Consider the following 20,684-nt stretch of genomic DNA (forward strand, 5'->3'; position numbering starts at 1 on the left):
GCTTGTGCTTCTCTACAGGCAGTTGGCCAAACGGCAGAATTCTTCGACGGAGAGCGTTTCCGCGCGCCGCTTCGGATCGATGCCCGCCTTTGCAAGCAGCGCCTCGCCGCCCAAGGGTTTGAGACTCTGGCGGAGCATCTTTCGGCGTTGCCCGAAAGCCGCCTGGGTGACCTTCTCGAGGACCGCGGGCGAACAGGGGATGGGGACCTCGATGGGTTCGAGATGGACCACGGTCGAGGTCACTTTCGGCGGCGGCGTGAAGGCCTGAGGAGGTACGTCGAATGCAAGACTGGCCTTCGTTCGCCAGCCGCAGAGGACTCCGAGCCTGCCATAGTGGTCGTCATCCGGGCTGGCGACGATCCGTAGGCCCACCTCACGCTGGAACATCAGCGTCATGGATTGCCAGAAGGGCGGCCAGCGCCCGGGCAGCAGCCAATTGACGAGAAGCTGCGTTCCGACATTGTAGGGGAGATTGGCTATGATGCGCACCGGACCGTCGGCAAGCGCCTCGAAGTCCACCTTCAGCGCATCGCCTTCGACGACGTCGAGCCGCTCCGGATAGTGAGCGCCGATCTCTGCGAGCGCCGGCAGGCAGCGCGAATCGCGCTCGATTGCAACGACCTTCTTTGCCCCGAGAGCGAGGATCGCGCGGGTAAGGCCGCCGGGTCCCGGGCCGACCTCGATAACCGTGGCACCCTCCAGCGGACCGGCTGTGCGTGCGATCTTCTGGGTGAGGTTGAGATCGAGAAGGAAGTTCTGCCCGAGCGCTTTCTTCGCGTCGAGACCGTGGCGCTGGATGACGTCGCGTAGCGGTGGCAGGCCGTCGAGAGCCGCCATCAGTGCTTCATCCCTTTGGCGTTGCGGGCAAGTTCCGCAGCGAGCCGCAGAGACGCCAGAAGGCTGTCCTCGCGCGCGATCCCCTTTCCGGCAAGGCTGAAAGCCGTCCCGTGATCCGGCGAGGTTCTGATGAAGGGCAGGCCGAGGGTGACGTTGACGCTGTCGTCGAAGCCGAGCGCCTTGGCCGGTATCAACGCCTGATCGTGATACATGCAGATGGCGACGTCGTAAGTCTCTCTCGCGCGGTCGTGGAACATGGTGTCCGCCGGCAAAGGCCCGACGACGTCGAGCCCCTCGGCGCGCATGCGGTCGATCACGGGCCGAATGAGGGCGTCATCCTCGCGGCCGAGCGCGCCGCCTTCGCCGGCATGCGGGTTGAGGCCGGCAACTGCGAGGCGTGGCGCCGGCAGACCGAAGCGGCTTCTCAGATCGGCTGCGGCGATCGTGCAGGTTCGATAGATCAGTTCCGGCGTCAGCGCGGCGGGCACGTCCTTGAGCGGGATATGGATCGTCACCGGAACGGCACGCAGTTTCGGGCCCGCCAGCATCATCACCGGCAGGGCGGCGAGGCCGGTTGCTCGCTGGGCGAGGTCCGCCAGATACTCGGTATGGCCCGGAAAGAGGAAACCCGCTTCGTAGAGCACTGCCTTGGCAATCGGGTTGGTGGCAACGGCCGAGGCTTCGCCGGCCATCGCGAGCCGAACGGCCGTGTCGATCGCACCCGTCACGGCCGAGGCGTTCGCCGGATCAGGTCGACCGGGAACAACGGGGGCAGGGGAGCGGACGGGCAAAACGGGAAAGGTCTGCTGGAAAGCGGCAACGGCCCCGAAACAATCGGTCTCGCATATCGGCACCGTCTCGCCCAGGAGCTTGGCGCGGGCGGCAAGCACTGCAGGATCACCCACATAAAGAAACGGCGGCGTCAGCCGATCGGCCCGCTTCAACCAGACGGAAAGGCTGATATCCGGACCGATCCCGGCCGGGTCGCCCATGGTCAGGGCGACCGGCCCGATGCTCGTCTCGTTCATATTGGCTCGTTATTTGTTGACGATCTGCGCTTTCGAACGCAGCTCTTCGAGATATTTGGCGCTGTTCGGATCTTCACCGCCGGACTTCTTCTTGCCGAGGTCCTCGGCCCGGAAGACGATCTCGGCAGCAGCATCATCGTTGACCTGACGCTTCTTGCAGATGGCCAGGTATTCGACACCCTTTTCGGTGACCCGCGTACCTGTCGTCATGCTGTCGCCGGCTTTCTCGACAAGCGGCTTCCAATCCTCGGGCAATTGCTGGGCGAGGATACGACCGAGGCTGCGAATCGACACGTCGCGGTAGTTCGCCGCAAAAGCCTTCGAGGTATCACAGCCGGGGAACTTCGAGCGCGAGGCGTTGGCTTCAGCCTGCCGCTTCGCCGTGATGGCGCCGCGTTTCGATTCGGGAATGACGAAAATCACCTGCTGCAGGAAATATTCGGTCGTCACCGGCTTGTTGCCGCCGCCTTGCATCATACGCTTGACCAGGTCACCGCCGGAAAGGCGGCTGGCATTGCCGTAGCGGAAGTTGACGACTCGCGGCCAGCTCATCTGGACTGCGATATACTGCTTGAAATGGTCGATGCCGACGCCGGCCTGCTCGAGGATCTTGCCGAGCTGCTCCGGCGAAAGCTTGTTTCCGGAGGCGAAACGCGCAAAGGCGGCGTCGACCTCGTCCGTGCTGACGGACTGCTGAACGCGCGCGATCTCGGCGCGTTTCAGGACCTCGTCTACGAGCTGCTGTTTCGCTTCGGCTGCGCCGCCGCTTTGCCGTTGAAGGCGGAGAAAGGCGACGCGCTTGGCGACGTCGCCGGAGGTGATAACGGTGCCGTTGACGACCACCTCGACCGAACTTGCCGCCGCCGTCGCCGTGGTGGCCGTTCCGGTTGCAAGGCTCAATGCACCAGCCAGTGCTATCGCCGAAAGCACCCTCACGATCGAGTTTTTCCCGCCCATAATCATCCCCTGCTCGTTCTGCCTCCCGTTGCCGGCGGCCAGTTGCCACACTGCCGACCTGCTACGACTGGCTCTGTGCATTGCCGGCGCCGTAGCTGTCAATGGAGGCAAATGCATAATACATGCGGCCAAACAATGACAAGACCGCAGGATCGATTCAGCTAAGGGCGGGTCACGGCCGCTTTAGAAGTAGTCCAGCTCGTCAAACTTGGTGTCGCCGACATAGACGTCCCCGAGCGTGCGGAAGCTGATTCGGGCGCCGATTGACCAGTCGTTCGCAAGCGAACTGTCGGTGTCCCGCTCCTGCTTATAGACGATCGAGAACAATGTGTCCTGGTCGTCATAGGTGATGCCGACGCCGTTGCGGGACACGACGCCCGCATCGATATCATAGGTCACCGCGCCGAATACCGACCAATAGTCATGGAAACGATAGGCGGCAGCCGTCTGGATTTCATCCTGATCGGACGGCGAGCCGTAGGTCGGCTGCGCTTCGATCCGCGTATAGGTGAGCGCCGCCTGCCAGTTCAGCCCGAGATAGCCGACCGTTGCATCGGCCCGGCGCAGCGAAAAGTCGCTTTCGTCCAGGCGCCCGGAGAGGCTCGCCATCAGACCGGACGGGGCATCGATACCCAGCATGGCGACATAGTCGGAGCTATCGGTCTCAAGCCCCGAATCCGCACCCGCCTTGACGAGATCGTCGGTCGAGAAGGAATTGAGACCACCAAGATGAAACGACTGACCTGCAATGGCGCGCAGACCGTAGCCGCTGTCGAAGCTCCCCGTATAGCGGAAGCCGATATTGGCGCGTGTACCGCCTTCGATGCGATCATAGCCGGAGAACTTATCGCGATCGAAGAGATTGGTCGCATCGAAGACGAAACTCTGCGCGTCTTCGTTCGGCAGTGCGCCAGCATACTGCTCGTCCGGACGCGCATAGAGCTGCGCCATAGGTTCAAGAACGTGGCTGCTCGTCTCTCCGGCGAAGAGGATAGGATAGCGGGCCTCGAGTCCGGCCGTCAACATCCGCCGCGTCTCGGCATCGCTGCTGGTGAAGCTGCCGGTATAGCCGACCGGGTCATCCACATTCATGCCCAGTGCATCGCCGCGTGCGGCGAGCAGCGGCGTCAGCACTAGTCCGCCGGGCGCAATGAACGTCCGCTTCCATTCGAGTTCGCCGGTCAGCCTGTGCGAGGTGCCCTCAAGCCCACGGAAGCGCTCAACCCCCAGCACTGTCACACGATCGAGACGGTTGCGCTTGATGTTGGTGAGGTTGAAGTCGGCGTTGAGTTCGCCGCCGAGGACTGGTCCCGGTGCGGTGTAGGAATAGTCGAGGACCTGGGCAACCGGCTGCTTGTTCTCGTCGATGCTGTCCGGATCTGCATCCTGGATGTCGAAGTAGAAAGCCCGCAGGTCGAAATAATTGCGCTTCCCGAGGCCCGTCAGGTAGGCCTGGTTCACATAGGTCGTGCCGTCGAAAGTCGACAGATCGTAAGTCTTGGCGAAATTGTTGTCGGATTGGACCAGGACGTTCCAGCCGAAGCTCCACCGGGGGTTTATCTCGAACTTACCCCTGGATGCGATCATGCCGCGATTGGTTTCCATCGCATCGACTGTTCCCGGCGTGAACTGCTCCCTGTCCAACTGGCTGATACCGGCGACGTTGAGCGTGTGCAGTCCGTTGTGGAACTGCTGTCGGAACTCACCCTCGAGGAGGAAACCCTGGCGGGTCAGCCCGGTGCCCGTGATCGTTGCGTCCATATGGGGCGAGATCGCCCAGTAATAGGGCACGCCCACGCCCGCGCCGAGCTTTTGCGTGTAGCGGAACAGCGGAAACAGGAATCCGCTCTTGCGCTTGACCGTATGGTCCGGGATTTCCATCACCGGAATGTAGGCGATCGGCTTGCCGAAGAGTTCGAAATAGGCATGCTCGAGCCGAATGGTACGAGTGCGGCCGTTCTGAATGATGCGCTGGGCCTTGATGTGCCACAGAGAGCGATGTTCCGGCTTGGTGTTGCAGGGGGTGCAGGCGGTGTAGACGGCCTTGTTGAGGATGAACTCCTCGCCGTTGCGGCGTTCGCCAGTTTCTGCGGCCAGGCGCGTCAGATCCGTCGTCTCGATCCTGAGGGCCTGGACGAAGCCGTTGCCGAAATCGTCGGTGACGTCCATCCTGTCGGCGTAGACGATGTTACCACCCGGCTCGATCAGCTGGATGTCGCCGGTCGCGAGGATACGGCCCGACTTCTGATCGTAGTCGACCTGCCGGGCAACCATCTTGTAGCCGCCATATTCGATCTGGACGTTGCCGCGAACGGTCACCTTTTCCGTGTCGCGATTGTAGACAAGCTCATTGGCGGTCAGCAGCAGCTTCGCATCGGCCGGAATATTCGGCTGCAGGTCGTCGATTCGCGTTCCTGCATCCTGCGCCCTGGCTGGCGCATACATTCCGGTGGCAAGCGTGTGCAGCGCCACGCCCGCGAGCAGGGCAGCGTTGGTAAGCTTCATGCGTTTGCGGTTGCCTGCCGCCACTAGCCATCCTCCTGGTGCAGTAGAATCGTAGAACCCAGCGCCATCGCTACAACAACCGGCAGCCAGGCTGCAACAAAAGGAGGCACGATGCCGCTGCTCCCGAATGCTTTGATAAGCACGGTGACGACATAAAGCACGAAGCCTGACAGGATTCCACCGAGAATCACCGACCGCGATTGATTGAACCGGCTAAATTTCAACGAGACGCAGGCGGCGATCAGCGTCATCGCCACGAGGAGCAGCGGCAGTGACATCAGAGAGTGAAATTGCGTTTCCAGGCCGTTGGTGGAAAAACCGAAGGAGCGCGCCACCTCGATCTTCCGCGGAAGGTCAAAAAACTGAATAGAATCAGCCTTTGCAAGGCGCTCCTGAACGAAATCCGGCCTCAGATTGGTGCGAAGCTGTGCCGTTTCCATACGACGGGGCAGGCGGCCGACTTCCGTCTCGACGACACCGTTAAGAAGCCAGTAACCATCTTCCAGTTTCGCCGACTTCGCATCCTGCCGGAGCGTGATCGCGCCCTGTGGATCGAAGTGGATAACGGTCACGTTGATAAGCTCCGTGCCGCCATTCTGAACAGAGCGTGCACCGATGATCGTGTCGGTGCCGTCATAGATCTGCCGGAGCCAGGGAATCGAATTTGCGGCAGCCGACCGGGTGGAACCCCACTCCGCCTCCAGCGCTTCCGCTTTCTTGGTTCCCCAGGCGGCAAGCGGGTTGATCACGACGACCGCAAGCGCGCCGAAGATGAGGGCTCCGACCACGAACGGGCGCAGGAATTGCCAGACGGAAATGCCGGCCGCGCGGGTTACCACCAGCTCGTATCGCCGGTTGAGAGAGATCAATGCCGCCATGGCTGCGAAAAGTGCCACGAAGGGAACCGTTTGCTGCAGAATCGTCGGAATCCGAAACGTGGTCATCAGCAACGCACCCGATACCGTGTAATGCGGCAGGTTCGACATGCGGCTGGTCAATTCACTGAAATCGATGATGAAGATCAGCGCAAAAATTCCGATGAGGAACCAGAAGGTCGTGCGTGCGTACCGCTTGAAGAAGTAACGGCCGAGCGTGTTGAAAATCATGAGGGCTGCTCCCCGTCGGCGCCCGCCGGCCGTACGAGACGGAGCCGGACCATGAGGTCCGAGAGCTTTTCCTGCCAGGTCATGGGTATGTCGAGGCGGCGGTTGCTGGCAAGCTGCTGGATGGCGAGCGCTCCCGTAGCCAGCGGGATCAGATACATGAGCGGTACGAACCACACCGAATCTTCGGCACTGTTGGCGGCGTAGAAAGTCATCCAGCGTATGACCAGAGCCGCTCCCAGGGCGCTGACCATCGGATGCACCCGTGCCTCTCGATGTGAGCGGGCATCACTGCTGGCCACAAGCGCGATAAGACCGAAGAGCAACGGAAAGGTCCATTCGGTGAAGCGTCGATGCAGCTCCGCAGCAAAGGCGCGCGGAGCTCTCTTATAGGCTTCGTCGTCCGGATCGGGATCGAGCAGATAGAAGAGATCGCGGTCCTTGGCGCGGATATTTGCCTCTCCCGTCATCCTCGTGAGGTCCGTGAGGTCGAAGGCATAGGAGTCGAACTTGATGATGGAAACGTCGCCATCCGGCAGTTTGCGGTGGACCTCCCCGTCCTTCATCACGAGCGCCGAGCGTCCCTCGTCCACGGCTCCTTCGCGTGCATAATAGACGAGTTCGAAATTCGGATCACGCGCATCGGCGACGAAGATGCCGTGCAGCACGCCGCCGCTTCGGCGGGCACCCACCTGCACGTAAAGCCCGTCCGTGATCTTGCGAAAGGCGTTTTCCTGGACCACCGAGGCGAGCAGATCCGCGTGGGCGGTCGCAATCATCTTGCGTACCGATACACGCGAATAGGGCTCGACGAAATTGTCGATGGTGAAGGAGAGGACGCTCAGTCCGGCTGCGAGAAACATCACGGGCCGAATGATGGACATGCGCGAACTGCCGGCCGCGCTGAGCACCGTAAGTTCCGAATCGGTGTTCATCGAGCTCAGTGTCTGCGTCACACCGATCACCAGTGCAAACGGCAGAATAATGGGCACGACCGACGGCAGGATCAGCGTCGCGAGCTTCAGGAAGGCGATGATCGACTGTCCGCTGTCGGTGACGAGATTGACATTGGCGAGGGCCTGCGTGGTCCACACGATGCCCATCAGCGGCAGGAGCGTCGCCAGGAACATGATCGTGGCGCGCCGGAATATGTAGCGTTCGATCAGCTTCATAGCCGTATCCGGTCCAAGGTCCTGCTCAATTCTTATGCCGTTCGTTTTGCGGACGAGCCTGCAATATTTTGCCAGCCGGTCTGGCCCGTCGTCATCCCCGCACCGCGAATCGGAATTTGCGGCAACAGAGAAAATATAAGCCGAAGAACTTCGGTTAACCGCATGTAAACATGTGCGAGCATCTTGCCAAGCGCCTGAAAAGCGAGAAGGGTGCGGCCCACAGCTTCGATCGCCGCCGACGTCACGAATGTCGGTCACTGTAGCCGTCCGGTAACAGGCCGGACGCCGCCGTAAGAAAGTGCCTGGAGTCCTGCATGCCGACGAAATTTGAGTTCTCTTTCAGTAAATCCCACCGCCCGGCGGGCGGCGTCGCGGTTCTCCTGCAGGCTGCAGGTGCCAAAGAAGCAGCCGGTGCCGCCGTTGCCGATCCGGAGAGCGTTCTTGCCAAGGCAGCGAAGATCGGCAAGTTCACAGGCAAAGCACTCTCGACCCTCGACGTCATTGCCCCGCACGGTTCGCCGGCAGATCGCATCGTGCTTCTCGGCGTTGGCCACGCGGCCGGAATGGGCGATCACGACTGGTTGAAGGCCGGTGGCGCCGCGGCCGCGAAATTGCGGTCCGCCGAAAAGATCACGGTCTTTCTCGACGCTCCCGGCATTGAGGTCACCGGCAAGGCAGCCGCGGACTTCGCCCTTGGGATGGAGATGAACGCCTACAGCTTCGAGAGCTACAAGACCCGGAAATCGGATGATGAGCCGAAGACGACACAGAAACCGGTCAAGGTCACCATCGTCACCGCCACTGTGATCGCCGCGAAAAAGGCATTCGGGACCGCCCAGGCGGTTGGTGAGGGTGTGTTTCTGGCGCGCGACCTCGTCAACGAGCCCGCCAACGTCCTCGGCCCCGTGGAGTTCGCCGCGCGTGCCAAGGAACTGGAAAAACTTGGCGTCGAGGTCGAGATCCTGACCGAGCGGGAGATGAAGAAGCTCGGCATGGGCGCACTTCTCGGCGTGGCACAGGGTTCGTCCCGCCCGCCGCGGCTTGTCGTCATGCAATGGAAAGGCGGTAAGGCCAAGGACAAGTCCGTCGCCTTCATCGGCAAGGGCGTTGTCTTCGACACGGGCGGCATCTCCATCAAGCCCGCTTCCGGCATGGAGGACATGAAGGGCGACATGGGCGGAGCGGCGGCAGTGACCGGCCTCATGCATGTCCTTGCCGCACGCAAGGCGGCCGTCAACGCGATCGGCATCATCGGCCTGGTCGAGAATATGCCCGACGGAAGCGCACAGAGACCGGGAGACATCGTGACGTCGATGTCCGGGCAGACGATCGAGGTGATCAACACCGATGCCGAAGGCAGACTCGTTCTGGGCGATGCTCTCTGGTACTGCAATGACCGGTTCAAGCCGCAGCTGATGATCGATCTTGCAACGCTGACGGGCGCAATCATGGTGGCGCTCAGCAATCATTACGCCGGATTGTTTTCGAACGACGACCGCCTGGCCGAGCAGTTGCTTGCGGCCGGTCTCGTCACGCAGGAGCGGCTGTGGCGGATGCCGCTCGGCAAGGAATATGACAAGATGATCGATAGCAAGTTCGCCGATATGAAGAACACCGGCGGCAGGCACGGCGGCTCGGTCACCGCGGCGCAGTTCCTGAAGCGGTTCGTCAAGGATACGCCCTGGGCGCATCTCGATATCGCCGGCACCGCAATGGGATCTCCCACCGACGAGCTCAACCAGTCCTGGGGCTCTGGTTTCGGCGTTCGCCTTCTCGACCAGCTGGTGCGTGCGAACTACGAATCGTGAGAGTTCGCCCGAGATCGGAATGACCGAAGTTCTTTTCTACCACCTGACGGAATCCAAGCTCGAGGACGCTTTGCCGCCGCTGCTCGACAAGAGCATTGAGCGCGGCTGGCGGGTGGTCGTGCAGACTGTCGATGCGGAACGGCGCGACGCTCTGGATACGCATCTATGGGTCTATCGAGACGATAGCTTCCTGCCGCACGGCACGGATGCGGGCGATTTCGCCACCGAGCAGCCTATTCTTGTCGTTGCCGATCACGGCAATCAGAATGCCGCGACCGTGCGCTTTCTCGTCGACGGAGCGGAGCCGCCTCCGGTTTCCGACTACGAGCGGGTGGTCTTCATGTTCGACGGCTACGACCAGCAGCAGCTCGATGCCGCTCGCGATCAGTGGAAGCGGCTCAAAGGCGAGGGCCACAACCTCACCTATTGGCAGCAGAACCGTGACGGAAGATGGGAGAAGAAGGCATGATTTCGAGGGTTTGAGGGCGCCTCATGCCCCCATCCCCGCCGGCAATTTCTCCCGCAGTCCGGACAAATGTTCCAGGAGCGCCCGATGCAGCGCCTCTCATCAATCGTGGAATGCTTCCACGAATTTGCGGCGACCGAGCATGAAGGCGTCGGCCACATGCCGGAGGGGAGCCAGATCGACATCGGACCTACCGGCCTTGATGATCTCGGCAAAACGCCGATACAGCATCGGATACTCCTGCTCGGGCTCCTCATGGACGATCTTGCCGTCAATGGCGAGTTTGGCGCCGCCCTCGGAAAGCACCATCTCGCCCGCGCCGGTTGATGCGACGATGTCCCAGCTCTGCTTGCCGGTCTGGCGCCAATCGAACTCGGCAGCCACGTCAAGCTTTTCGGCATCGCTGAAGGCGATCATGGCAGCGATCGGAGCGTCGCGGTTTTCGGGGAATTCAAGCGTCGCCGAAGTGATGAAGACCGGGCGGGGCAGGATATGGGTCATGATCGAGAGTGCATTTATGCCAGGATCGAAGACGCCGAGCCCGCCGGCTGCCCAGATCCATTCCTGGTTGGGATGCCAATGGCGAACATCTTCCTTCCAGATGATGCGGACTTTATCAACCGCCGTCGACGCCAGAAACGTCTTTGCCGCTTCGACTGCCGGCGCATAGCGCGAGTGCCAGCTTGCAAAGAGCGAGACGCCCTTTTCCTGCGCCAGTGCCTCGAGGTCCGCCACCTCGCTCAAGGTCGCGCCCGGTGGCTTTTCCAGGAAGACGTGCTTGCGGGCCGAAAGCGCGGAACGGGCCGCCTCATAGCGGTATTGGGGCGGCATGCAGAGCGAAACCGCCTCGATCGCCGGCACCGCATCGAGCATCGCCTCGATCGATTTGAAATTCTCGATTCCGTCCACAGTTCCGTGGCGGCTCGCGGCTGCGATCAGCCGGTAGTCCGCGTTCTTCGCGAGGGCCGGCAGATGTTGGTCGCGCACAATCTTGCCGACGCCGACAATGGCAATTTGGATGGGGGACATGGTGTTTCGCCCTGATTAGTATGATTTATTCCGGACCCTTGTAGCAGATTGGAAACGGCGGACAAGTCGGCATCCGGTTACAAGAATTAGCCTAGCGCCCTGGGTGGACAAGATGGAACACAAATCTATTTTGTCCGTCTCCTGTCGAGGCGTTCTGCCTTGCAGCGGTTTTTTCGGCCCAGCGAAGTCAGGATTTCAGATGCCACATATTCGTCTTGCGACGCGGGCTGAGCTCGAGACGGTTATCGACTGGGCCGCCAAGGAGGGATGGAATCCCGGCCTGGAGGACGGCAACGCGTTCTGGGCCGCCGATCCCGAAGGCTATTGGGTGGCCGTTGAAGAAGACCGGCTTGCCGCCGCCATTTCTCTCGTCCGCTATGGGAGCGGATACGCCTTTCTCGGCTTTTTTATCGCCGATGAGGAATATCGGGGCCGGGGCATCGGCCTCGAACTCTGGAAGTGGGCAATCGCGAGGGCCGAAGGACGGACCGTAGGACTCGACGGGGTCGCGTCCCAGCAGGAGAATTATCGCAGGTCGGGTTTCGACTGGTCGCATGCGAATATTCGCTACGGCGGCGTGGTGAACGTCACCGAGCCGCCCGGAACCGAGCTTGTCGATGTGGCGCCCGTGCATGCGGCGGCCCTGATCGATTATGACATGAGGTTCAATCCCACCCGGCGCGAGGCTTTCCTGCGCGAATGGACCAAGCAACTGCAGACCCGCAGAAGCGTCGTCCTTTTGCGGGACGGGGCAATCGCCGGTTACGGAACGATCCGAAAGTGCCGCGAAGGCTACAAGGTCGGTCCCCTGCTGGCCGATAACGAGACCGGTGCGGATCTCTTATTCCGCAAGCTCGCGGCCGGCATTGGGGAAGAACGTGTCTATCTGGACGTCCCGGAACCGAACGCGTCGGCACGGGCACTGTGCACGCGCTACAACATGAAGCCCGTTTTCGAGACCGCCCGCATGTATCGCGGGCCGGCACCCGATCTGCCGCTTGCTCGTATTTACGGGATCACGACCTTCGAGCTGGGTTAGAGCCCTTCCTGGAAAAATCCGTGACGGTTCCGGCCGGGAAGCCCTGCCGGACGTCTATCCCGCCATCGCCTGCTCGTATTCCGCCGACAGCTCCAGCCACTGTTCTTCCGCGGCCGCAAGCCGTTCGGCGGCGTCTGCCCGTTCCTTGGCGCGTTGCGCGGCCTTTGAGGGAGCCTTCTCGTAGAGGACTGGATCTGCAAGCTCGGCATCAAGTACCTGAATCAGTTTCTCCAGCTTAGCCGTCAAGGACTCGATGTCGTTGATCTTTTTCCTGAGCGGTGCCAGCGAAGCTCGCTTGTCGGCATTGACCTTGCGCTGGTCCGCCTTGGAGAGTGCCTCGTCCGATCCGTTCATTCTCGGCTTCTCATCCTTGAGCTTCGGACCGCCCACGATCAGGCCGCGATAGTCCTCCAGATCGCCGTCATAATTCGCGACGGTTCCGTCCCGCACCAGCCATAGCCGGTCGGCTGTCGCCTCGATGAGGTGACGGTCATGCGATATGAGAATGACCGCACCCGAAAAATCGTTGAGTGCCGCGATCAATGCGTTACGGCTGTCGATGTCCAGATGGTTGGTGGGCTCATCCAGGATGAGGAGGTTTGGCGCCTCGAAGGCGGCAAGGCCCATGAGCAGTCGCGCCTTTTCTCCCCCGGAGAGGTCCTTTGCCGCGGTGTCCATCTTCTCGGTCGCAAGTCCCATCTGCGCCACCCGGGAGCGCACCTTCGCTTCCGGCGCTTCAGGCATGCGGCGGCGAACGTGCTCAACGGCGCTCTGCGTCGGCACGAGATCGTCGAGCTGATGCTGGGCGAAGAATCCCACCTTCAGCCCCGGAGCGATCCGCACCTCGCCGGCTTCCGCATTGAGGCGTCCGGCGATGAACTTCGCAAAGGTCGATTTGCCGTTGCCGTTCGAACCGAGCAAAGCGATCCGGTCGTCCGCATCGATGCGCAGATTGAGCCTCTTCAGGATGGGATTGCCGGGTTCGTACCCGACTGCGCCGCCCTGAATGGCGATAATCGGCGAGGCCACCTGTTTTTCTGGATCCGGAAAGGTGAAGCCCTGCACATGATCCTCGATGACGGCGGCAACGGTGCCCATCCGCTCGAGCGCCTTGATGCGGCTCTGCGCCTGCCGCGCCTTGGACGCCTTCGCCTTAAAGCGATCTATGAAGCTCTGCAGATGCTTGCGAGCCGCTTCGTTCTTGGCCTTCGCCTTCATCTGAAGTTCGTCCGCTTCCCCCTTCTGCCGCTCGAACTGGTCGTAGGAGCCACGGTAGAAGGTGAGCTTCTTCTGGTCGAGGTGAACGATCGCGTTCACCGCTGTGTTCAGCAGGTCCCGATCATGGCTGATGATGATGACGGTGTGCGGATAGCGGCGGATATAGTCCTCCAGCCACAGCGTACCTTCGAGGTCGAGATAGTTGGTCGGCTCGTCGAGGAGTAGCAGGTCGGGCTCGGAGAAGAGGACCGCGGCGAGCGCGACGCGCATTCGCCAGCCACCGGAAAAGGAGGAAGCAGGGCGCTTCTGCGCCTCGTGGTCGAAGCCCAGGCCGGCGAGGATGCTCGCCGCACGCGCTTCCGCCGAATGCGCGCCAATGTCGGCGAGCCGCGTCTGGATTTCGGCGATCCGGTGCGGATCGGTCGCCGTCTCCGATTCGGAGATGAGCGCCGTGCGTTCCTTATCGGCCTTGAGTACGATCTCGATCAGAGGCTCTTCCGTCCCCGGCGCTTCCTGCGCAACCTGTCCGATCCGTGCGTTCTTCGGCAAGGAAACGCTTCCTGCTTCGGCCGCGAGCTCGCCGGTGATGATCCGGAAGAGCGTCGACTTGCCGGCGCCGTTGCGGCCGACGAGACCGGCTTTCGTGCCCGCCGGAAGCGTCACGGAAGCATTATCGATGAGCAGGCGGCCCGCGATGCGGGCGGAAAGACCGGATATCTGGATCATACCGGCCTTTTGCCCGGACTTGTTCGGGAAGGCAAGAGGTCCGCACGATGTCGGCACCATCGCGGAATAAGGATGCCGGACGAGTTTTCAAGGGTGGATTGTTATGGATTCCTGGACAAGGTGTTCCGATAATAAATACTTCTCAACCTCATGATGAGGCACCATATTTTGGGGGAGAGCACAAGATGCTTTCTGACCCGCTGGATCGGATCGGACGCTATCGGCCAGGCCACCGCGTCCGAACGGAGCCGATCACAGATGGTCACAATGAAACCTTCGTTCAAGCGAACGACCGATCAGGAGTGATGATCATGAGGAACGCAATCCATACTGCTCTCGCCGCTACCCTTGTGGCCGCGGCGGTTCTCGGCGGCGCATCCGCAGCCTTTGCCGGCGGCAGCTACTATCAGGGTGTCAGCGATAAGCCGCTCTACACCGAACGCGCTTCCCTGGCAGACCGTGAGGCGGTTGTTCGCCGCGCCGACGGTTCCCTCGACCGGACCTCCACCGGCTCCGTCGGCTATGCCTCCCAGCCGAAAGTGGTCTCCGGCGGTGAAGGCGAATATTATCAGGGCCTCAGCCGCTAAAGCTGACCGGTCATCCTGACCGGGGCGCGCGCCTCCCACGCGCTCCGGCCAGGGTACGGGTTCGACCGAATACCCCGGTTCCGCTCGTCGGCGCCGGGGTTTTTCATGTCCCCTGAAGGAATGTCGGGATGGACGGTCCCGTCATCCGACAGCGCAAAGCCCGATCGGCTGACCACCGTCAGGCCGCGCTCGCTGTCGCAGTTGCCGTTTCGGGCTGCGTTTTGATACTTGACGCCCAAACTCAGCAATAATATTCCGCCTCGCTAAAATGGAGGTGGTGGCTGTGGACGTAGATTCTTCGATGTCGCCGATGAGTGTCGCAAGTCTGGCCGCGCGGGGCGAGAGGCCGGCGCTGCTGCTGCGCGGCGGGAGCATCATCACCTATCGCGAACTGGCGCAGCGCGTCGGCCGCCTTGCATCGCAATGGCGCGGCGGCCGCGGTCTCGTTATGCTCGAGGCCGAGCTTTCCGATCACTCTATCGTCGGCTATCTCGCCGCGCTCGAAGCGGGGCACGCGGTTGCCCTGTGCGCCGGCGCATCGATGGTCACGGCTCGTGAAGTTTTCAATCCGGAATACTGCTATCGCCGTTGCGACGGCCGCTGGCGTATGGAACGCCTGGACACAGATCCGGTCGATCCACACCCGCAACTCGCCGTCCTGCTCTCGACTTCCGGGAGTACCGGCTATGGCAAATGCGTGCGGCTGTCTTATGCGAACATTCAGTCCAACGCACTGTCTATCGCCGGATATCTCGGCTTGAGCGCATCGGACCGAGGCTGTTTGACCCTGCCGCTTCATTATTCCTACGGACTTTCGATTCTGAACACTCACCTGTCTGTGGGCGCGAGCGTCTATCTGCCCGGCAGTTCAATTTCAGACGACGGCTTCCTCGACGATCTTGCGGAGAGCGGCAGTTCCAGTTTCGCCGGCGTACCCTATTCCTATGACCTCTTGGAAAAGGTGGGTTTCCGCGAACGCGATTTCCCTAAGCTTCGCTTCATGACGGTCGCCGGAGGACGAATGTCGCCGGAACTCGTCCGCCGTTACGATGAACATCTTTCGGCGCGCGGCGCGTCTTTTTTCGTGATGTATGGTCAAACCGAGGCAACCGCCCGGATGGCCTACATGCCGCCGGAAAGTCTGCGAGGCAGAGAGGATCGCATCGGCATCGCCATACCGGGCGGCAGCCTGACGATCGTCGACGAAGAAGGCAGGACCATCCAGGCCGCCGATCAGGCGGGCGAACTCGTCTATCGCGGGCCGAACGTGATGATGGGCTATGCCTCGTCGCGCGCCGATCTCGCAAGGGGTGCCGAGTTGTCGGAACTGCGGACCGGCGATCTCGCCTCCAGGGATGCCGAAGGCTATTTCCGGATCGTCGGACGAACGAAGCGGCTTTCGAAAATTGCCGGTCTACGCATAGGTCATGACAGCCTGGAAGCCGCCCTCGAACGGCATGGCATCTCTGCTGCCGTCGTCGGCAACGATACCGAGGTCCATGCTTATTATGCTGGGGATCGCGATCCGGAAGAAGTTTGCCGGCTGCTCTTGCAGGCGAGCGGCTTGACGGCCATGCAGGTCGGGGCTTCACGCTTGAATTGCCTTCCGAGGCTGGTATCGGGAAAAATCGACTATCAGAGCCTTGCCGTTCCTCCGGCCGCAACGCAGTGTCGCCGTTTCGAGCGGCAGAGCGTGGAGACTGTTTTCGCCCGGATATTCTATCCGAAGAAGATACGGTCGGAGGATAGTTTTCTGTCGCTCGGCGGCGACTCGCTCCGTTTCGTCCAGCTTTCAATCGGACTTGAAAAAATCCTCGGAGAACTCCCTGAATCATGGGAGAAATTGCCGATCGGAGAGCTGGCGGCGCGCAGCAGCCGAAAGGGCAAGATCGGGCAGATCGCAACCGACCTCCTGATCCGGGCCCTGGCGATCATCCTTGTCGTGCTCCATCATGAGACGCTTTGGCCGATTCCGGGTGGTTCGGCTGCAATGGTCATTCTTGCCGGATTCAGTCTTGCGCGGTTTCAAAGCGGGGCATTGTTCTCCGGCGCGATAGACAAGCTCCTGTGGCCCCTGGCACAGGTCCTCATTCCATATTACCTCATCGTAGCGGCTTACGCGCTCGCCTGGGGCGAAGTGCCCTGGGCCTCGATCTTTCTCGTCGGCAATTTCGCTTTTGCCGATCCTGAGCGGCACAGCATGGTGCCCTATCTCTATTGGTTCATCGAAGCCTATAGCCAGATGCTGCTGGTGTTCGGCGCTCTGTTCGCCGTCCCCTCCATTCGACGGGCGGCGGCAAAGAGGCCTTTCGCCGCGGGCATGATCCTGTTCGTGGCGGCATTCGCGGCGCGAATGGCCTTTCCACTCCTCGTCGAGATCGGCAATCGCCAGGTATTCACCCTTCCATGGATCTTCTACATGGCAGTCCTGGGCTGGTGTGCGGCCATAGCCGCAACGTGGAAAGAGAAATCGGCTGTGATGCTCGCGGGAACGGGTGTTTTCCTGTTTCTAGGACTTTACGAGGGCGTGTGGATTGGTACGAAGATCAAATATCTGCTGCAGATCATTGTTCTGGCAGCACTGCTCTTCCTGCCGCGCGTCCGCCTGCCGCAATGGTCAGCGCGCCTGATCCTGCCGCTTTCTGCCGCAAGTTTCCATATCTACATACTGCACCGTTTCGTGCCGGAACTGCTGCTGCAACCGATGCAATCCTTGACGTCGCCCGTCGTCTTCGCCGTTGCCTCTATTCTTGGCGGCATAGCCCTCGGGGCAGCGGCCTGGCTGGTGCAGCGACAGCTGGTGGCCTGGCTGGCTGCACGGGAGAGCCGTATCTTGCTCGCCCCGCGAGACGGGCCCGGCAGCGGTCTCGCGTCAGGCAGCCCACTTTTTGCCGTCGGTCCGCAGGAAGAATACCAGATCCAGCGTCAATGACGGCCGCTCGAGCGCCGTCAAGATCGCGTGGGACTGGCCCCGGTGATGGGTCTGATGGTTGAAGAAATGCGCGAGCGTTCGCCCGAGTCTTTCGGTTACCTCGACCGGGTTTGTTAGCGGGGAATAGGTGAAGTGGCCTGCAAGCCGCGTCGCGTCGAGGCTCTTGACCCAGGCAATGATCCGCTCGTCCTCTGCAGCCCGTGCCGCCGTCAGCCCGGCAAGGTCCTTGTAAAGGATGTCGTCGAGCTGCGACGGCGCCTCGCCCTGCCCAGTGAAACGCTTCATCCAGATCCTGTCGGCGGCGAGAAGATGGTTCAGCGTTCCATGCAGGGACCCGAAGAAGGCACCTTTGTCCTGCCGATATTGCGCATCCGAGAGCTCCGCGGCGGCAGCGTAGACCCGCTGGTTCGCCCAGCGATTGTAGTCGGCAAACATCCGGTAATGGTCGAGCATCGGCAATCCCCTGATCACGATGATTTTGGAGCGGGATGCGGAAAAACGTGCGCGGTTTTCCGTCCGCGTCCCGCTCTAACCTATTAGAATCGGTCTCAAAAGAGGTAGAGCATCGTGCGGGCGGAAGAACCGCACACACTTTCCTCCTTCCGCCCTACTGCATGTTTCCTTCAATCGGATCCGATTGAAGGATAAAAACATGCAGAAGATCAAAGTGATACAGCGACCTTTGTGCGCCTGATAAGGCGCAAGGCGCTGTAGATGTAACCCGCGAGCGGCGTTTTCCCTTGTGCTGCTCGGAAGCGAAATTCAGGAGCCTGCATGACCCGCAAACTCTACGCACTCTGTGGAACCGACAAGAGCCGCCCGTTTTCGCCGCATGTGTGGAAGGCGAAGCTTTCGCTAGCGCATAAGGGGTTGACCTTCGACGTTGCACCCGTCGGCTTTACCGCGATTCCGAGTCTAGAGGAGGGGGCTACAAAGATCGTTCCCCTGCTGCGCGATGGAGAAAAGCTGGTCAACGACAGCTTCGATATCGCGCTCTATCTTGAAGAGACCTATCCCGATCGTCCGTCCCTGTTTGCCGGTGAAGGCGGTAAGGCCATGGCACGCTTCGTCGAGAGCTGGTCGCAAACTGCCCTGCATACGGCGATCGGGCGCATCGCTATCATGGACATCCATGACAGCCTCGATCCCGTCGACCAAGCCTATTTCCGGGCAAGCCGCGAGCAACGGTTCGGCAAATCACTGGAGACGGTTGCCGGAGCCGGGCGGGAAGATCTCGAAATCTTCTCGGCGAAGCTCGAACCGCTTCGCCACATGTTGAAGTCCCAGCCCTTCCTTGGTGGGAACAGCCCGCTCTTTGCAGATTATATCGTTTTCGGCGCGCTCCAATGGGCACGCATCGTTTCGCCGCAGCGCCTGCTTTCCGAAGGCGATGTCGTTACCGACTGGTTCGAGCGGTGCCTCGAGCTTCACGGCGGTCTTGGCCGCAGCGTGACGGCGGCGTGAAACTGAGGCGCAAGCGGCCGAATCGTGGCCACGCCCCCTTGTTTTGCACGGAATTGGCGGCTAATGAACCGCCACTTCTCAAGAGCAAGGAATTGAGCCCATGGCGATTGAACGTACCTTTTCGATGATCAAGCCGGATGCGACGAAGCGTAACCTGACCGGCGCCATCACCAAGATGCTGGAAGACGCCGGCCTGCGCGTCGTCGCTTCGAAGCGCGTCTGGATGAGCCGCCGCGAAGCCGAAGGCTTTTACGCTGTCCACAAGGATCGCCCGTTCTTCGGCGAACTGGTCGAATTCATGTCCTCCGGCCCGACCGTCGTTCAGGTCCTCGAAGGCGAGAATGCCATTGCCAAGAACCGTGAAGTGATGGGTGCCACCAATCCGGCAAACGCCGCCGAAGGCACGATCCGCAAGGTCCATGCGCTTTCGATCGGCGAAAACTCCGTTCACGGTTCCGATGCGCCGGAAACCGCTGCCGAAGAAATCGCCTATTGGTTCTCGGGCACCGAGATCGTCGGCTGATCAAATAAGCGAGTGATTTTCAGGCTGGGGTGGTGACACCCCGGCTTTTTACGTCGGGCAGGCGGCGGTTTCGAAGCGCACCGGTGCCTTGCCATTCTTGAAGACTTCCGGATTCTTGTCGTAAGCCGGTCCCTCGACGAGGGCCTTTGCCGGCATCACGTCCTGATCGATGTCCGAAGTCACCGTCGTCTCTAGTTTCTGAAGCGAGGCGCCGTCAGGTCCTTTGACTTCGATGGTCACGGCATAGGGCCTCTGTTTCTTTACACACGTGATGTCGGGACTTTCCAGAACCACCTTGTCGAGCTTCGGGAAGAGCTTGCGCTCCAGTCTCAGGGGATTGCCGCCGGCAGGATTTTCGAAAGTCGCGACGACGGTGCTGCCGTCGGGAACCGGTTCCGTCCTGTTCAGCGTGATCATATAGGTCGCATAGGCGAGGCGGTAATTGAAAACGAACATCTTGCCCGTGAGCTTCAGCGGGTCCGGCCCGCTGTCACGCTGGCAGCCGGCGATGGCTGCCGCGGCGAGCAGGGCGAATATCATGGTTTTCCTCATGGCTTCGGTTCCTCCCTGCTGCGGCGGTAGTGGCGCCTCGCCTTGCTCCGGTTGCCGCAAACCGCCATGTCGCACCACGTCCTGCTCCGGTTGCGGCTGCGGTCTAGAAACAGCCAGGCGCAATTGGGGCATATCTTCAGGCGTCCTGGCTCCGGCCCGGAAATGAGGCCGAGCGCGGAATGGGCGGTAGCCACATCGAGTGGCGTGCCTTTGCCGGCGGGGGCCGGCTGGCGCAGGACGGCGGCGATCGCCTCGAGCAGGTCGGCGAGGAGATCGGGCCGGTCTTCCGTACGCACCAGCGCACGGAAATGGCGGTCCGTCGCTTCACGCAATCCGATGAACGCGTTTCGCCGCTCCAGCCGCGCGGGAATGAGCGGACCGAATCGTTTCCGTTCCGCGCCGTAGAGATTGGCCGCTCCGGCAAAGGCGTCGATCGCCGCCGGATCGTCGAAGCGATCGATCCGGCGCTCCGCATCGAAGCGCAGAACCACCGAATTGGCGACGTCGAGCGCCAGAGCGCCTCCTGAAAATCGATGTGCAGTCCAGGCAAAACCCATGCATAAACCCCAGATCACGTTCACGCTTTCAGGTTGGATCGCCCTGAAAGCGTGAACGTGATCGATACTGTTGGAGCGGGTTGCGGGTGGAAAGCCGCACGCATTTTTCCACATCGCTCCAGGCCGAATTACTAACTGGTAAAACCCAGTTTACCAGTTATAGTGAGCTTGTCACTACGCG

18 protein-coding genes are annotated in these 20,684 nt (G+C 61.1%); 7 read left to right on the plus strand and 11 right to left on the minus strand.

What is annotated here, in order from left to right:
• Positions 1–12: 12 nt before the first annotated feature.
• The 6 genes from rsmA to lptF form a co-directional block, all read right to left on the minus strand.
• Complete coding sequence (gene rsmA, locus FB009_RS05300; protein WP_145161480.1) at positions 13–837, minus strand: 16S rRNA (adenine(1518)-N(6)/adenine(1519)-N(6))-dimethyltransferase RsmA; 825 nt, start codon at positions 835–837, stop codon at positions 13–15.
• Positions 837–1,865, minus strand: coding sequence for a 4-hydroxythreonine-4-phosphate dehydrogenase PdxA (pdxA, locus tag FB009_RS05305; RefSeq protein WP_011974959.1), 1,029 nt, complete (start codon positions 1,863–1,865; stop codon positions 837–839). The genes rsmA and pdxA overlap by 1 nt, the downstream gene beginning before the upstream one ends.
• Before the next feature lie 9 nt (positions 1,866–1,874).
• A complete protein-coding gene (locus FB009_RS05310; protein ID WP_018012793.1) occupies positions 1,875–2,828 on the minus strand; it encodes a SurA N-terminal domain-containing protein in 954 nt (317 codons plus the stop codon).
• Positions 2,829–3,005: 177 nt separating this feature from the next.
• Positions 3,006–5,351: an LPS-assembly protein LptD gene (locus FB009_RS05315; RefSeq protein WP_011974961.1), complete on the minus strand. Its 2,346-nt coding sequence runs from the start codon at positions 5,349–5,351 to the stop codon at positions 3,006–3,008.
• On the minus strand, positions 5,351–6,433 hold the full coding sequence (lptG, locus tag FB009_RS05320; protein WP_011974962.1) for an LPS export ABC transporter permease LptG: 1,083 nt from the start codon (positions 6,431–6,433) through the stop codon (positions 5,351–5,353). The genes FB009_RS05315 and lptG overlap by 1 nt, the downstream gene beginning before the upstream one ends.
• Positions 6,430–7,602 (minus strand): LPS export ABC transporter permease LptF, encoded by a 1,173-nt coding sequence (gene lptF / locus FB009_RS05325; protein ID WP_127580675.1) that lies wholly within the window; start codon positions 7,600–7,602, stop codon positions 6,430–6,432. Before lptF ends, lptG begins: the two co-directional genes overlap by 4 nt.
• Before the next feature lie 314 nt (positions 7,603–7,916).
• Between lptF and FB009_RS05330 the strand changes: the two genes are divergently transcribed.
• Positions 7,917–9,410 (plus strand): leucyl aminopeptidase, encoded by a 1,494-nt coding sequence (locus FB009_RS05330; protein ID WP_011974964.1) that lies wholly within the window; start codon positions 7,917–7,919, stop codon positions 9,408–9,410.
• Between the two features lie 19 nt (positions 9,411–9,429).
• Positions 9,430–9,879 (plus strand): DNA polymerase III subunit chi, encoded by a 450-nt coding sequence (locus FB009_RS05335; protein ID WP_011974965.1) that lies wholly within the window; start codon positions 9,430–9,432, stop codon positions 9,877–9,879.
• A 99-nt stretch (positions 9,880–9,978) separates the two neighbouring features.
• Here FB009_RS05335 and FB009_RS05340 read toward each other — a convergent pair whose 3' ends face one another.
• Positions 9,979–10,905, minus strand: a complete 927-nt coding sequence (locus FB009_RS05340) for a Gfo/Idh/MocA family protein (RefSeq protein WP_011974966.1) — start codon at positions 10,903–10,905, stop codon at positions 9,979–9,981.
• A gap of 199 nt (positions 10,906–11,104) precedes the next feature.
• Between FB009_RS05340 and FB009_RS05345 the strand changes: the two genes are divergently transcribed.
• Positions 11,105–11,944, plus strand: coding sequence for a GNAT family N-acetyltransferase (locus FB009_RS05345; protein WP_024311228.1), 840 nt, complete (start codon positions 11,105–11,107; stop codon positions 11,942–11,944).
• A 54-nt stretch (positions 11,945–11,998) separates the two neighbouring features.
• On the opposite strand, the gene FB009_RS05350 is transcribed toward FB009_RS05345, so the two are convergent.
• Positions 11,999–13,888: an ABC-F family ATP-binding cassette domain-containing protein gene (locus FB009_RS05350; RefSeq protein ID WP_024311227.1), complete on the minus strand. Its 1,890-nt coding sequence runs from the start codon at positions 13,886–13,888 to the stop codon at positions 11,999–12,001.
• Between the two features lie 305 nt (positions 13,889–14,193).
• On the opposite strand from FB009_RS05350, the gene FB009_RS05355 reads away from it, so the two are divergent.
• Together FB009_RS05355 and FB009_RS05360 are read left to right on the plus strand one after the other, a co-directional pair.
• On the plus strand, positions 14,194–14,475 hold the full coding sequence (locus tag FB009_RS05355) for a hypothetical protein (RefSeq protein WP_162142234.1): 282 nt from the start codon (positions 14,194–14,196) through the stop codon (positions 14,473–14,475).
• Positions 14,476–14,743: 268 nt separating this feature from the next.
• Complete coding sequence (locus FB009_RS05360) at positions 14,744–17,407, plus strand: AMP-binding protein (protein WP_102032895.1); 2,664 nt, start codon at positions 14,744–14,746, stop codon at positions 17,405–17,407.
• Here the strand turns inward: FB009_RS05360 and FB009_RS05365 are convergent.
• The gene (locus FB009_RS05365) at positions 17,348–17,860 is read right to left on the minus strand and encodes a DinB family protein (RefSeq protein ID WP_011974971.1); all 513 of its coding nucleotides are present in this window, start codon (positions 17,858–17,860) and stop codon (positions 17,348–17,350) included. The genes FB009_RS05360 and FB009_RS05365 overlap by 60 nt on opposite strands.
• Positions 17,861–18,181: 321 nt before the next feature.
• Here FB009_RS05365 and FB009_RS05370 point away from each other — a divergent pair, with 321 nt between their 5' ends.
• Together FB009_RS05370 and ndk are read left to right on the plus strand one after the other, a co-directional pair.
• Complete coding sequence (locus tag FB009_RS05370) at positions 18,182–18,871, plus strand: glutathione S-transferase family protein (RefSeq protein ID WP_011974972.1); 690 nt, start codon at positions 18,182–18,184, stop codon at positions 18,869–18,871.
• 100 nt (positions 18,872–18,971) lie between these two features.
• Positions 18,972–19,394: a nucleoside-diphosphate kinase gene (ndk, locus tag FB009_RS05375; protein WP_011974973.1), complete on the plus strand. Its 423-nt coding sequence runs from the start codon at positions 18,972–18,974 to the stop codon at positions 19,392–19,394.
• A 48-nt stretch (positions 19,395–19,442) separates the two neighbouring features.
• Here ndk and FB009_RS05380 read toward each other — a convergent pair whose 3' ends face one another.
• Together FB009_RS05380 and FB009_RS05385 are read right to left on the minus strand one after the other, a co-directional pair.
• Positions 19,443–19,946, minus strand: a complete 504-nt coding sequence (locus FB009_RS05380) for a hypothetical protein (RefSeq protein WP_011974974.1) — start codon at positions 19,944–19,946, stop codon at positions 19,443–19,445.
• Positions 19,943–20,503 (minus strand): CGNR zinc finger domain-containing protein, encoded by a 561-nt coding sequence (locus tag FB009_RS05385; protein ID WP_011974975.1) that lies wholly within the window; start codon positions 20,501–20,503, stop codon positions 19,943–19,945. The genes FB009_RS05380 and FB009_RS05385 overlap by 4 nt, the downstream gene beginning before the upstream one ends.
• Between the last annotated feature and the right edge of the window lie 181 nt (positions 20,504–20,684).

The sequence above is a fragment of the Sinorhizobium medicae genome, assembly GCF_007827695.1.
Lineage (GTDB): Bacteria > Pseudomonadota > Alphaproteobacteria > Rhizobiales > Rhizobiaceae > Sinorhizobium > Sinorhizobium medicae.